Source organism: Citrobacter telavivensis, from assembly GCA_009363175.1.
GTDB classification, from domain to species: domain Bacteria; phylum Pseudomonadota; class Gammaproteobacteria; order Enterobacterales; family Enterobacteriaceae; genus Citrobacter_A; species Citrobacter_A telavivensis.
The window spans coordinates 4,624,890-4,638,071 of record CP045205.1 but is presented as its reverse complement, the minus strand read 5'-3'; the positions used below and the strand labels follow the sequence as shown (position 1 = coordinate 4,638,071).

12 protein-coding genes and 1 tRNA gene are annotated in these 13,182 nt (G+C 52.8%); 11 read left to right on the top strand and 2 right to left on the bottom strand.

The window, feature by feature from the left end; translation table 11 throughout:
* The first annotated feature begins 169 nt into the window (after positions 1-169).
* The 4 genes from dinB (at position 170) to GBC03_24625 (ending at position 3,613) form a co-directional block, all read left to right on the top strand.
* Positions 170-1,225 (top strand): DNA polymerase IV, encoded by a 1,056-nt coding sequence (gene dinB, locus GBC03_24640; GenBank protein ID QFS73166.1) that lies wholly within the window; start codon positions 170-172, stop codon positions 1,223-1,225.
* Positions 1,222-1,674 carry a GNAT family N-acetyltransferase gene (locus GBC03_24635; protein QFS73165.1) on the top strand — a complete coding sequence of 151 codons (453 nt, stop codon included), beginning with the start codon at positions 1,222-1,224 and terminating at the stop codon, positions 1,672-1,674. The genes dinB and GBC03_24635 overlap by 4 nt, the downstream gene beginning before the upstream one ends.
* Positions 1,675-1,862: 188 nt before the next feature.
* Entirely contained in the window at positions 1,863-3,002 is a 1,140-nt protein-coding gene (locus tag GBC03_24630; GenBank protein QFS73164.1) for an RNA ligase RtcB family protein, read from the top strand.
* Positions 2,999-3,613, top strand: coding sequence for a peptide chain release factor H (locus tag GBC03_24625; protein QFS73163.1), 615 nt, complete (start codon positions 2,999-3,001; stop codon positions 3,611-3,613). The genes GBC03_24630 and GBC03_24625 overlap by 4 nt, the downstream gene beginning before the upstream one ends.
* 55 nt (positions 3,614-3,668) lie before the next feature.
* Here the strand turns inward: GBC03_24625 and pepD are convergent, their stop codons facing one another.
* Positions 3,669-5,126 (bottom strand): cytosol nonspecific dipeptidase, encoded by a 1,458-nt coding sequence (gene pepD / locus GBC03_24620; GenBank protein ID QFS73162.1) that lies wholly within the window; start codon positions 5,124-5,126, stop codon positions 3,669-3,671.
* A 324-nt stretch (positions 5,127-5,450) separates the two neighbouring features.
* Here pepD and GBC03_24615 point away from each other — a divergent pair, with 324 nt between their 5' ends.
* From GBC03_24615 to GBC03_24605, 3 genes are all read left to right on the top strand, one after another.
* Entirely contained in the window at positions 5,451-5,909 is a 459-nt protein-coding gene (locus GBC03_24615) for a xanthine phosphoribosyltransferase (protein QFS73161.1), read from the top strand.
* 99 nt (positions 5,910-6,008) lie between these two features.
* Positions 6,009-7,253: an esterase FrsA gene (gene frsA, locus GBC03_24610; protein ID QFS73160.1), complete on the top strand. Its 1,245-nt coding sequence runs from the start codon at positions 6,009-6,011 to the stop codon at positions 7,251-7,253.
* A 57-nt stretch (positions 7,254-7,310) separates the two neighbouring features.
* Entirely contained in the window at positions 7,311-7,712 is a 402-nt protein-coding gene (locus tag GBC03_24605) for a sigma factor-binding protein Crl (protein ID QFS73159.1), read from the top strand.
* A gap of 99 nt (positions 7,713-7,811) precedes the next feature.
* Here the strand turns inward: GBC03_24605 and phoE are convergent, their stop codons facing one another.
* The gene (phoE, locus tag GBC03_24600; GenBank protein ID QFS73158.1) at positions 7,812-8,864 is read right to left on the bottom strand and encodes a phosphoporin PhoE; all 1,053 of its coding nucleotides are present in this window, start codon (positions 8,862-8,864) and stop codon (positions 7,812-7,814) included.
* A 288-nt stretch (positions 8,865-9,152) separates the two neighbouring features.
* Here phoE and proB point away from each other — a divergent pair, with 288 nt between their 5' ends.
* The 4 genes from proB to GBC03_24580 all read left to right on the top strand — a co-directional run bounded on the left by proB (position 9,153) and on the right by GBC03_24580 (position 13,059).
* Positions 9,153-10,256 carry a glutamate 5-kinase gene (gene proB, locus GBC03_24595; GenBank protein QFS73157.1) on the top strand — a complete coding sequence of 368 codons (1,104 nt, stop codon included), beginning with the start codon at positions 9,153-9,155 and terminating at the stop codon, positions 10,254-10,256.
* An 11-nt stretch (positions 10,257-10,267) separates the two neighbouring features.
* Complete coding sequence (proA, locus tag GBC03_24590) at positions 10,268-11,521, top strand: glutamate-5-semialdehyde dehydrogenase (protein QFS73156.1); 1,254 nt, start codon at positions 10,268-10,270, stop codon at positions 11,519-11,521.
* Positions 11,522-11,635: 114 nt separating this feature from the next.
* Positions 11,636-11,711 (top strand) — tRNA-Thr (locus GBC03_24585).
* 163 nt (positions 11,712-11,874) lie between these two features.
* Positions 11,875-13,059, top strand: a complete 1,185-nt coding sequence (locus GBC03_24580; protein ID QFS73155.1) for a tyrosine-type recombinase/integrase — start codon at positions 11,875-11,877, stop codon at positions 13,057-13,059.
* Positions 13,060-13,182 lie beyond the last annotated feature (123 nt).

Genomic DNA, 13,182 nt, shown 5'->3' with positions numbered 1-13,182 from the left:
CACCACGACATTTTTTCGCAAGCCCCTCGTGGTGCGTTTACAATTTATACTAAAACGATCTCAGATATTTCTTTTGTTGCAACTCGCCGCGTTTTACTTTAGTGCGTTCTCATCGACTTCCCATTGCAGAAAAACACTGTATACTTAAACAGTGTTGTGGAGGTGAGTGATGCGTAAAATCATACATATTGATATGGACTGTTTTTTCGCAGCGGTTGAGATGCGTGACAACCCGGCGCTGCGCGATATTCCTATTGCGATTGGCGGCAGCCGCGAGCGCAGAGGCGTCATCAGTACCGCCAACTATCCCGCCCGTAAATTTGGCGTGCGCAGCGCGATGCCGACTGGAATGGCGTTGAAGTTGTGCCCACACCTCACGCTGTTACCCGGCCGCTACGAAGCCTATAAAGAAGCCTCCCGCCAGATTCAGGACATCTTTTCACGCTACACCTCGTTAATTGAACCGCTGTCTCTGGATGAAGCATACCTGGATGTCACAAACAGCACGCACTGTCATGGTTCAGCAACGCTCATCGCCCAGGAGATCCGCCAGACTATCTTCAACGAACTGCAACTTACCGCCTCGGCGGGCGTGGCACCGGTGAAGTTTCTGGCCAAGATCGCCTCCGATCTGAATAAACCCAACGGGCAATATGTCATTACGCCGGATGATGTCCCGGCGTTCCTCAGCACGTTGCCGCTGGGTAAAATTCCCGGCGTCGGTAAAGTGTCTGCGGCAAAGCTGGAAAGTATGGGGCTACGCACCTGCGGTGATGTGCAACAGTTCGACCTGGCGACATTACTCAAGCGCTTCGGTAAGTTTGGGCGGGTACTGTGGGAGCGCAGTCAGGGAATCGACGAACGGGACGTCAATAATGAACGCTTACGCAAATCGGTCGGCGTTGAACGCACAATGGCGGAAGACATTCATGAATGGTCTGACTGTGAAGCGATTATTGAACGGTTATATCCGGAACTTGAACGAAGACTGGCGAAAGTGAAACCCGATCTGCTCATCGCCCGTCAGGGGGTGAAGCTAAAGTTTAATGACTTTCAGCAAACCACCCAGGAACACGTCTGGCCGCGACTGAATAAAGAAGATCTGATTTCTACCGCGCGTAAAACCTGGGAAGAACGCCGGGGAGGGCGGGGCGTTCGTCTGGTGGGACTTCATGTTACTCTGCTGGACCCGCAACTGGAACGACAGTTATTACTGGGGTTATAACCGCGATGATCATCAGAGAATATAAAGAGCGTGATTTTTTGGCATTATGTGAAATATTCCTGCGGGCCGTTAAGGAAACAGCGCGTCGTGATTATTCCGCGCAGCAAGTGGCTGCCTGGGCGCAAATCGATGAAGCGACCTGGCGGCAGAAGCTTGCCACTTCTGAGGTACAGGTTGCTGTCGTTGATGAGCAACCCGTTGGGTTTATTAGCGTGGCTGGAAACGACATTGATTTATTATTTGTCGCACCAGAATTCAATGGTCAGGGTATTGCCGGTCGCTTACTGAAACCGTGGATTGCGCGGGGTGATGGGTTAACCGTTGAGGCCAGCATTACCGCCAAACCCTTTTTTGAGCGTCAGGGCTTCCAGGTGGTTGCGCAGCAAAAAGTGGAATGTCGGGGGGAATGGTTTATTAATTATCGGATGCAATATAATAACGTCCCGTAAATTCATCTTGCAAGATTCTGGGGCACCGATTAGTATACGCGCACTTTTTATTCATATTTACTGCAAAGGGGGTTAATCATGATGACAAATTCTAAAAACTCAATTTGCAGACCTTTCCAGGAATAACCTCTCTTTTTTGCCCTGGTAACGTCTGCCATTTCCGTATTTATTTTTTTCAGGAATGGTATATGGGCAATAATGTTCATGAACTCTCTGATGCGATCGCGTATATCGCTTCAGACGAACTTTGGATCGAAGGTTCAGCGATCCAACAATTACACACAACGGCAAATTTACCCGGTATGCATCGCGTAGTGGGTATGCCAGATTTACACCCTGGGCGTGGTTATCCTATTGGCGCAGCCTTCTTTTCTCTTGGCCGTTTTTATCCTGCACTCGTGGGTAATGACATCGGTTGCGGCATGGCGCTGTGGCAAACGGATATCCTGAGCCGCAGATATAACGCAGATAAATTTGAAAAGCGCCTGGCGGCGCTGGATGATGCGGCGACAGAGGCATGGCTGGATGAACATCTGCCAGACAGTCTGGCCACGCATCCCTGGCGCAGTGCGCTGGGTTCCATTGGCGGCGGCAATCACTTTGCGGAATTGCAGCAAGTGGATCAGGTCTTCGATAACGCGCGCTTTACGCTGGCAGGTCTTGATACTCAACATCTTTTGCTGCTGACGCACAGCGGTTCACGAGGTCTGGGGCAGTCCATCCTGCAACGGCATATTGCCTCATTCTCTCATGATGGTCTGACAGAAGGGGGCGGCGATGCGACAGATTATCTGGCGGCACATGATGACGCACTGACGTTTGCCTGCGTAAACCGTCAGTTGATTGCCCGTCGTATTCTGCAACAGGTCAAAGCGAGTGGAGACGCCGTGCTGGATATTGCGCATAACTTTGTGGAAGCCTGCAATATTGGCGGACATCACGGATGGCTGCACCGTAAGGGCGCAACACCGGATAACCGTGGATTAGCGATCGTTCCTGGTTCCCGGGGGGATTACAGTTGGCTGGTTCAGCCAGTGCCGGGTGAATCGTCATTGTGCTCACTGGCGCATGGCGCAGGACGTAAATGGATGCGCACGGAGTGCAAAGGGCGACTGTCCGGGAAATTCAGTCCGGCGCAACTCTCCCGCACTGATCTGGGAAGTCGGGTGATTTGCCGTGATAAGCAACTGATTTACGAAGAAGCGCCGCAGGCCTACAAATCCGTCGACAGCGTGATCCATTGTCTGGTTCAGGCAGGGTTGGTGGAGCCGGTCGCACGACTACGCCCGGTTCTGACGCTGAAAACCCGTGGAGGAAAAAACGCATGATATTGTTGCAACTCTCCTCCGCACAGGGACCAGAAGAGTGCTGTCTGGCGGTTAAAAAAGCGCTGGATCGACTGGTAAAAGAAGCGGCCCAGCAGGATGTTGCGCTCACGCTGCTGGAAACGGAGCCAGGCAAGCATTCTGATACGCTGCGCTCTGCACTGGTGTCGCTGGATGGTCGTCACGCGCAAGCATTAAGCGACACCTGGTGCGGCACGCTACAGTGGATTTGTGCCAGTCCCTACCGTCCGAATCATGGACGTAAAAACTGGTATATCGGCGTAGGTCGCTTTTATGCTCATGAAGAGGCGCAATCTGATGAGATTCATTTTGAGACGCTGCGGTCTTCGGGGCCTGGGGGACAACATGTCAACAAGACGGATTCCGCCGTTCGCGCCACGCATCTGGCGAGTGGAATCAGTGTCAAGGTACAGTCGGAGCGCAGTCAGCATGCCAATAAGCGACTGGCGCGACTGTGGATTGCCTGGCGTCTTGAGCAACAACGACAGAATGACAGCGCGGCGCTGAAATCCCAACGAAGAATGTTTCACCATCAGATAGCGCGCGGGGATCCGCAAAGAACGTTTAAAGGATTGGCGTTTACAGCGCTGTAATCGGTAAGAAAATTGCCGGATAGCAACGTGCTATCCGGCAGATTGGAACTGAGGCTTACTTCGTTGGAATCGCTTTCAGCAGTTCGGTCAGAAGCCGCCAGTAATGACTGACACTTTCGATATGCACCTGCTCATCCGGTGAGTGCGGACCGGTGATGGTTGGCCCGATAGAGACCATATCCATATCCGGGTACGGTTTTTTAAACAGACCGCACTCCAGACCCGCGTGGATAATCTGGATGTTCGGCGTCTTGTTGAACAGACGCTGATAGGTTTCGCGTACCAGATGCATCACCGGCGAGTTCGCATCCGGCTGCCAGCCAGGGTAGCTCCCTTTGGCTTCGGTTTTCGCGCCCGCCAGTTTGCCCAGTGAGTCCAGCATGCTAACGACATAGTCTTTACCGGTGTCGATCAGCGAACGGATCAGGCAATGGATTTCGACGTTGTCATCGGTCATGGTGACGACACCCACGTTCAGTGAGGTTTCAACCACGCCTTTTGCGACGTCGGAATTGCGGATCACACCGTTTGGCGTCGCGTTCAACAGACGGATGAAGCCGTCACGAGACTGCGCCGTCAGTGCCGCTTTATCGTTCGCCGTGCTTTCCAGCAGAACCACGAGATTTTTCTCTTTTTCGGCCAGTTCGTTTTTCAGGATGTCCTGATAAGCGTTGACCTGCGCTTTCAGCGCATCAACGTTGTCCGCCGCGACGGCGACGGTCGCAAAGGCTTCACGCGGAATCGCGTTACGTAGCGTACCGCCGTTGAAATCAACCAGACGCAGATCCAGCTCTTCAGCATGACCGGCCAGGAAACGAACCAACAGTTTGTTTGCGTTGCCGAGACCAACGTGGATTTCGCCACCGGAGTGGCCGCCTTTCAGCCCTTTCAGGGTCAGCTTAAAGGTCTGGAAACCTGCCGGAACAGCTTCGCGGGTTAGCGGCAGGTTAGAGGTGAAGTCGATCCCCCCCGCGCAACCCATGTAGATTTCACCTTCTTCTTCAGAGTCGGTGTTGATCAGGATATCCGCCTGCAGCCAGTTAGCCTGCAGACCAAATGCACCGTCCATACCCGCTTCTTCCGTCATGGTCAGCAGCACTTCCAGCGGGCCGTGAACGACGCTGTCGTCAGCCAGAACGGCCAGTGCGGAAGCCATCCCGATGCCGTTATCGGCACCCAGCGTGGTGCCACGCGCTTTCACCCATTCGCCATCAATATAAGGTTGAATCGGATCTTTAGTGAAATCGTGTACGGTGTCGTTGTTTTTCTGCGGCACCATATCCAGGTGCGCTTGCAGGACCACCGGTTTACGGTTTTCCATTCCCGCGCTGGCCGGTTTGCGAATCAGGATATTGCCCACCTGGTCGCGCTCAACGTGGAAACCTTTCTCGTTTGCCCAGCCGATGATGTGTTCAGCGAGTTGCTCTTCATGATAGGACGGGTGAGGAATAGAACAGATTTTTGCAAAAATATCCCACAGCGGTTGCGGGGAGAGTTGAGATAATTCAGACACGATCATTCTCCTTGTATACCCGTCATATTTCAGGTTGCATGTGTGTTGGCTTGCCTGCAACGCGAATTATTTAAGGTATAGATGCTCTGCAAACAAGCTTGCAGGTCACAGGGTTAGCAGGTTAATTATTACCACAAGTCAGGCTTGCGAGATGCGCTTGAGAATACCACTTTCTGCGCCCGCTGCGAGTATAAAGCACGTAAAAAGAGGGCCCGATTCCGCGAAACACTGGTTTTTGGTGGCTCAGATCTCTATAATCTCGCGCAACCCATTTCCCCCTTGAACACTTTTTAAGCCGTAGATAAACAGGCTGGGACACTTCACATGAGCGAAAAATACGTCGTCACCTGGGACATGCTGCAGATTCATGCACGCAAACTGGCAAACCGCCTGATGCCTTCAGAACAGTGGAAAGGCATTATTGCCGTTAGCCGTGGCGGTCTGGTGCCGGGCGCATTGCTGGCACGTGAACTGGGCATTCGTCATGTCGATACCGTATGCATTTCCAGCTACGATCACGACAACCAGCGTGAGCTGAAAATTCTCAAGCGCGCAGAAGGCGACGGTGAAGGTTTTATCGTCATCGACGATCTGGTGGATACCGGCGGTACCGCCGTGGCTATCCGTGAAATGTATCCAAAAGCGCACTTTGTCACCATCTTCGCGAAACCGGCGGGTCGTCCGTTAGTCGATGATTATGTGATTGATATCCCGCAGGATACCTGGATTGAGCAGCCGTGGGATATGGGCGTGACCTTTATTCCGCCGATTTCTGGCCGCTAATCTCTGACTTTTTCAACGCCTGGCACTGCCGGGCGTTGTTCTATTTAGCCGGTGTCGGGTTACAATGTGCCTCAGTCAGTACTTCAGGAGGCTGTACGCATGTCACAGGCTAATCTTAGCGAAATCCTGTTCAAACCCCGTTTTAAACATCCCGAAACGTCGACCCTTGTCCGCCGTTTTAATGCCGGGACGCAGCCGCCTGTGCAATCGGCGCTGGATGGCAAGAACGTTCCCCACTGGTATCGCATGATTAACCGCCTGATGTGGATCTGGCGCGGGGTGGATCCGCGAGAAATTCTTGATGTCCAGGCGCGCATCGTGATGAGCGACGCCGAGCGCACCGATGCCGAGCTTTACGATACGGTGATCGGTTATCGTGGCGGTAACTGGATTTATGAATGGGCAAAACAGGCAATGGACTGGCAGCAAAAAGCCTGCCAGGAAACGGATCCTGAACGCAGCGGTCGCCACTGGCTGCATGCCTCGACGTTGTACAACATCGCCGCCTATCCACACCTGAAAGGGGACGATCTGGCGGAACAGGCACAGGCATTATCTAACCGAGCCTATGAGGAAGCCGCGCAGCGACTACCTGGTTCACTGCGTGAGATGGAGTTTACGGTGCCCGGTGGTTCCCCCATCACCGGGTTCTTGCATATGCCAAAAGGCGACGGCCCATTCCCGACGGTACTTATGTGCGGCGGTCTGGATTCGATGCAAACCGATTACTACACCCTGTATGAGCGCTATTTCGCGCCGCGTGGCATTGCCATGCTCACGCTGGACATGCCTTCCGTCGGTTTCTCTTCAAAGTGGAAGCTCTCACAGGACTCCAGCCTGCTGCATCAGCATGTGCTGAAAGCGCTGCCGAATGTGCCGTGGGTGGATCATACCCGAGTGGCGGCGTTCGGATTCCGTTTTGGTGCCAATGTGGCGGTACGGCTGGCTTATCTTGAATCACCGCGTCTGAAGGCGGTGGCCTGTCTTGGTCCGGTTGTCCATGCGTTGCTAAGCGATCCATTGCGTCAGGGGGCGGTACCGGAAATGTATCTTGACGTTCTGGCGAGCCGACTGGGAATGCACGATGCGTCCGATGAAGCGCTGCGCGTGGAGCTCAATCGCTATTCGCTGAAGGTGCAGGGACTGCTCGGCAGACGTTGCCCAACGCCAATGCTGTCGGGCTTCTGGAAGAACGATCCCTTCAGTCCGGAAGAGGAGTCGCGCTTAATCACGTCTTCATCTTCTGACGGTAAGCTGCTGGAGATTCCATTCAATCCGGTGTATCGCAATTTTGACAACGCGTTACAGGAAATCACCCGCTGGATTGAAAAGAGATTGTGTTAATAATTTGCTAAATTCTACTGTTTTGGTAAAACAGTTGCTTCACAACAGGAGATCGCAATGACGTTACCGAGTGGACACCCGAAGAGCAGATTGATCAAGAAATTCACCGCGCTTGGCCCCTATATCCGGGAAGGAAAGTGCGAAGATAATCGATTCTTTTTCGATTGTCTGGCCGTTTGCGTCAACGTGAAACCCGCGCCTGAACTGCGCGAATTCTGGGGCTGGTGGATGGAACTGGAAGCGCAGGAAAAGCGTTTCACCTATAGCTATAAATTTGGTCTGTTCGACAAAGCGGGGAACTGGACGACGGCTCCGATCAAAGATAAAGAAGTGGTAGAGCGGCTGGAATATACCCTGCGCGAGTTTCACGAGAAGTTGCGTGGGCTGCTGAACACGCTGCATTTGTCGCTGGAGCCGGCTGACAATTTCCGTGATGAGCCGGTGAAGTTAACGGCGTAATCCAAAAAAGAGGCCGGATGATTCATCCGGCCTCTCTGTTTTCTCCGTCCTCAGACCGGATACGACGCCAGAGCATCGTCATCCGATACCTTCACGGAATCAGAACTGATACGTCATACCCAGCGCCACGATGTCATCGCTGTTGACGCCCAGTTTGTTGTTGTCATCAATCTGGTTGATTTTATAATCAACAAACGCCGACATATTTTTGTTGAAATAATAGGTCGCGCCGACGTCGATATATTTCACGATATCTTCATCACCGACACCTTCAATATCTTTGCCTTTCGATTGAACATAACCGATGGACGGACGCAGGCCAAAATCAAACTGATACTGGGCAACTGCTTCGAAGTTTTGCGCTTTGTTGGCAAAACCACCGGAAATAGGCGCCATGTTGCGGGTTTCAGAATAGATGGTTGCCAGATAGATGTCGTTGCCATCGTATTTCAGACCGGTCGCCCAACCTTCAGCATTCTGGCCATGGCCGCGTGTTTGCAGGTTTTGCTCATTAGTACGGTCAGAGTTGGCGTAGGCGCCAATGACAGCGAAATCACTGCCGCCGAAGTCATAGCTCAATGAGGTCCCGAACCCGTCACCGTTCTGTTTCTTCACGTCACGGTTTTCGTTTTTACCCTGATATTGCAGGGTCATGTTCAGACCGTCGATCATGCCGAAGAAGTCGGTGTTACGGTATGTCGCCAGGCCGCTGGCGCGTTTGGTCATAAAGTTATCGGTCTGCGCCAGGCCGTCACCACCAAATTCCGGGAACATATCGGTCCAGGCGGCAACGTCATACAGCGCGCCCAGGTTACGACCATAATCAAAAGAACCGATATCTTTCAGTTTAACCCCGGCAAACGCCAGACGCGTTTTCTGACCGGTTTCGCTCTCGGTTTTGTTGCCCGCAAATTCCGCTTCCCAGCGACCGTAGCCGGTCAGTTGATCGTTAATCTGCGTTTCGCCTTTAAAACCAAAGCGGACATAAGTCTGGTCGCCGTCTTTGTCATCATTATCGCTGAAATAGTGCATCGCTTTGACTTTGCCATACACATCCAGTTTATTACCGTCTTTGTTAAACACTTCCGCTGCCTGCACGGATGCCGATGCCACAATACCCATCACCACTAATGCCAGAGTGCTCTTTTTCATTTTCAGTCCTGATTTAAAGTACGCGCTAATATTTACTGGGTGTGATCCCCGTTGAAAGACAGGAGGGTTTTTATCGCTCTGGGGTGAAGTTTTTATGACAAAGTAAGAATAATTTTAAAAAAGGATGTTTTTCTGTTTCGGTAATACAAACGTCAAAAACTACCGCTACGCTTGCTGATCCAGCACAACAAAATTCTATGCTTTGTGCGCTGCTTGTTGGCAACCGGGGCCAGTCCTGCTAAAACGTTCGTTTACTATCATTTTCCCTATTTTGAACGGCAGAGAATCATGAGTGACAGCCAGACGCTGGTGGTAAAACTCGGCACCAGTGTACTAACGGGCGGATCGCGCCGCCTTAACCGTGCCCACATCGTAGAACTTGTTCGTCAGTGTGCGCAGCTGCATGCCGCAGGACATCGTATTGTTATCGTCACGTCGGGCGCTATCGCTGCCGGGCGTGAACACCTGGGATACCCGGAACTGCCTGCGACCATTGCCACCAAGCAACTGCTGGCTGCGGTTGGGCAGAGCCGACTGATTCAACTGTGGGAACAGCTGTTTTCGATTTACGGCATTCACGTCGGGCAGATGCTGCTGACGCGGGCGGATATGGAAGACCGGGAACGCTTTTTGAATGCGCGCGACACCCTGCGTGCGCTGCTGGATAACAATATTGTTCCGGTAATCAATGAGAACGATGCGGTTGCCACGGCGGAAATTAAAGTGGGGGATAACGACAATCTCTCCGCGCTGGCGGCGATCCTCGCCGGCGCAGACAAACTGCTGCTGTTAACCGACCAACAGGGGCTGTTCACCGCCGATCCGCGTACCGATCCACAAGCTGAGCTGATTAAAGATGTCTACGGGATTGATGATGCGCTGCGCGCTATTGCCGGCGACAGCGTGTCGGGGCTGGGAACGGGCGGTATGGGTACCAAGCTGCAAGCCGCTGACGTCGCCTGTCGCGCCGGTATCGACACCATCATTGCCGCTGGCAGCAAGCCGGGCGTGATTGGTGACGTGATGGAAGGCATCTCTGTCGGGACCCGCTTCCACGCGCAGGCTTCTCCGCTGGAGAACCGCAAGCGCTGGATCTTCGGCGCGCCGCCTGCCGGTGAAATCACCGTGGACGAAGGGGCGACGGCGGCTATTCTGGAACGCGGCAGCTCCCTGTTGCCAAAAGGCATTAAAAGCGTGACAGGCAACTTCTCACGTGGTGAAGTGATCCGTATCTGTAACCAGGAAGGGCGCGACATCGCCCACGGCGTGAGCCGCTACAACAGCGACGCGCTGCGCCGAATTGCCGGACACCACTCCCAACAGATCGACGCGATTCTGGGTTATGAATATGGCCCTGTCGCCGTCCATCGCGATGACATGATTACCCGTTAAGGAGCAGATAAATGCTGGAAAAAATGGGCATTGCTGCCAAAGCGGCGTCGTACAAACTGGCGCTGCTCTCCAGCCGCGAAAAAAATCGCGTACTGGAAAAAATAGCTGATGAGCTTGAAGCACAAACGGAAACTATCCTGAACGCGAATGCGCAGGACGTAACCGAAGCGCGCGCGAACGGTCTGAGTGAGGCGATGCTCGATCGCCTGGCGCTAACGCCTGCGCGGCTGAAAGCAATTGCTGATGATGTCCGTCAGGTCTGTAATCTGGCGGATCCGGTCGGTCAGGTGATTGACGGGGGACTGCTGGACAGCGGGCTGCGTCTGGAGCGTCGCCGCGTGCCACTGGGCGTGATTGGCGTCATTTATGAAGCGAGACCGAATGTCACTGTTGATGTCGCCTCCCTGTGCCTGAAAACGGGTAATGCGGCAATTCTGCGCGGTGGTAAAGAGACATACCGCACCAATGCGGCCACCGTACGCGTGATCCAGCAGGCGTTAATCTCCTGCGGTTTACCGGAAGCGGCGGTTCAGGCAATTGAAAGCCCCGACCGTGCGCTGGTGAATGAGATGCTGCGCATGGATAAATACATCGACATGCTGATTCCTCGTGGTGGCGCGGGTCTGCATAAGTTGTGCCGCGAGCAGTCGACCATTCCGGTGATTACCGGCGGGATTGGCGTTTGCCACATCGTTGTCGACGATAGCGCAGAGATTGCTCCGGCGTTGAAGATTATCGTCAATGCGAAAACGCAACGTCCGAGTACCTGTAACACGGTAGAGACGCTGTTGGTACATCAGGACATCGCTGCGCGTTTCCTGCCCGCGCTGAGTCAGCAGATGGCTGAGAGCGGCGTGACGCTACATGCGGATGAGCGCTCGTTTGCCACGTTGAGCGCGGGGCCAGCGAACGTGGTGGCGGTTAAAGCGGAAGAATTTGACGACGAGTTCCTGTCGCTGGATTTGAACGTCAAAATTGTCGCTGACCTGGATGACGCCATCGCGCATATTCGCGCGCACGGCACCCAGCACTCCGACGCCATCCTGACGCGCACCATGCACAACGCGAACCGTTTTGTGAATGAAGTGGATTCGTCTGCGGTGTACGTGAATGCCTCCACGCGCTTCACTGACGGTGGTCAGTTCGGTCTCGGGGCGGAAGTCGCCGTCAGCACGCAAAAATTACATGCCCGTGGTCCAATGGGGCTGGAAGCGCTAACCACCTACAAGTGGATCGGCTTTGGCGACGACACGATTCGTGCCTAATTAACGCCGGGTGATGCAAAATCAGCCACTTGATTCGCAAGGCTATTGACGCATCACTCGGTTAGTTTTAACCTTCTACCCCGTGTTCACACTCGTGGGCATGTCCTCATCAGGGCCGATATAGCTCAGTTGGTAGAGCAGCGCATTCGTAATGCGAAGGTCGTAGGTTCGACTCCTATTATCGGCACCATTTCAAACTCTTCCCAAGTCTACCGAAATCAACTAAAAGCCCGTATACTGCGGTTTCTGGCCCGTATCTTATCTCCTGTTATCAACTGGACTCAACCGAAATCAAGTCGCAGTTGGGGGCATAAGTGGGGGCATTCTGTGTTCGGTCTAGGGAGATGCCCCCAATGAAGCTTAATGCACGACAGGTAGATGCTGCTAAACCCAGAGAGAAAGCCTATAAGCTAGCAGATGGTGCAGGCTTGTATCTCGAAGTAGTTCCTTCTGGTTCTCGATACTGGCGGATGAAATATCGCTTCAATGGAAAAGAGAAGCGTATGGCTTTTGGTGTCTATCCGGCAGTGTCCCTTGCACAAGCGAGGGCACTACGTGATGAAGCCAAGAAAAAGCTGGCCGAAGGTATCGATCCATCGTTTGCCAAGAAAGAAGAAAAGTTGGTTCGCGATGTGCAGCTCAATAATACGTTTCAGGCTGTGGCACTTGAATGGCACGGAACGAAGGTGAGCCGGTGGTCAGAAGGCTATGCCTCCGACATTATCGAAGCCTTCAATAAAGATATTTTCCCTTATATTGGCCAACTGCCGGTGAATGACATCAAGCCTTTGGTCCTGCTGAATGTGCTACGTCGAATGGAAAGCCGTGGCGCAACAGAGAAGGCCAAGAAGGTTCGCCAGCGCTGCAGCGAAGTTTTTCGTTATGCCATCGTTACCGGCCGCGCGGAATACAATCCTGCGGCGGATCTAACCAGCGCGATGTCAGGACATGAATCGAAGCATTATCCCTTCCTTACCGTTGAGGAGCTACCAGACTTCTTTAAAGCTCTCTCTAGCTATACAGGCAGCCCGTTAGTTGTTCTTGCCGCACGTTTGCTAATCCTTACGGGAGTTCGTACCGGCGAGCTTCGGGGGGCTTTCTGGAGTGAGTTTGATCTTGAGAAAGCGGTGTGGGAAATACCTGCAGAGCGAATGAAGATGAAACGGCCTCACCTTGTCCCCCTCTCTACCCAAGCGCTGGAAATCATACAGCGGCTCAAAGTGATGTCTGGACAATATCATCTGGTATTCCCAGGGCGTAATGATCCCCGTAAGACGATGAGTGAAGCGAGCATTAATCAGGTATTCAAACGGATTGGATATACAGGAAAGGTTACGGGACATGGTTTTAGGCACACGATGAGTACGATTTTGCATGAGGAAGGGTTCAATACAGCATGGATTGAAACCCAGCTGGCTCACGTTGATAAGAATGCGATTCGCGGGACGTATAACCATGCGTTATATCTGGAAGGGCGGAGGGAGATGATGCAGTGGTATGCGGATTATATTGAAGCATCTTTAACTAAGGTTATATAAGCCTGTAAATAGGGAAAACGAGTTTTTAAAGTTTTCCCTAGAGGTGCCATCTTTCAACTGTATAAAAAAACAGTATTTAAAACAGTGCATTAGATCACTAAAAGTGATCTTACAAATTTATTT

Bases quoted from the DNA above. Each gene is read 5' to 3' on its own strand.
- GBC03_24630 (QFS73164.1), top strand. From the start codon at position 1,863: ATGGGCAATAATGTTCATGAACTCTCTGATGCGATCGCGTATATCGCT.
- GBC03_24615 (QFS73161.1), top strand. From the start codon at position 5,451: ATGAGCGAAAAATACGTCGTCACCTGGGACATGCTGCAGATTCATGCA.
- phoE (QFS73158.1), bottom strand. From the start codon at position 8,864: ATGAAAAAGAGCACTCTGGCATTAGTGGTGATGGGTATTGTGGCATCG.
- GBC03_24605 (QFS73159.1), top strand. From the start codon at position 7,311: ATGACGTTACCGAGTGGACACCCGAAGAGCAGATTGATCAAGAAATTC.
- proA (QFS73156.1), top strand. From the start codon at position 10,268: ATGCTGGAAAAAATGGGCATTGCTGCCAAAGCGGCGTCGTACAAACTG.
- proB (QFS73157.1), top strand. From the start codon at position 9,153: ATGAGTGACAGCCAGACGCTGGTGGTAAAACTCGGCACCAGTGTACTA.
- GBC03_24625 (QFS73163.1), top strand. From the start codon at position 2,999: ATGATATTGTTGCAACTCTCCTCCGCACAGGGACCAGAAGAGTGCTGT.
- GBC03_24580 (QFS73155.1), top strand. From the start codon at position 11,875: ATGAAGCTTAATGCACGACAGGTAGATGCTGCTAAACCCAGAGAGAAA.
- dinB (QFS73166.1), top strand. From the start codon at position 170: ATGCGTAAAATCATACATATTGATATGGACTGTTTTTTCGCAGCGGTT.
- frsA (QFS73160.1), top strand. From the start codon at position 6,009: ATGTCACAGGCTAATCTTAGCGAAATCCTGTTCAAACCCCGTTTTAAA.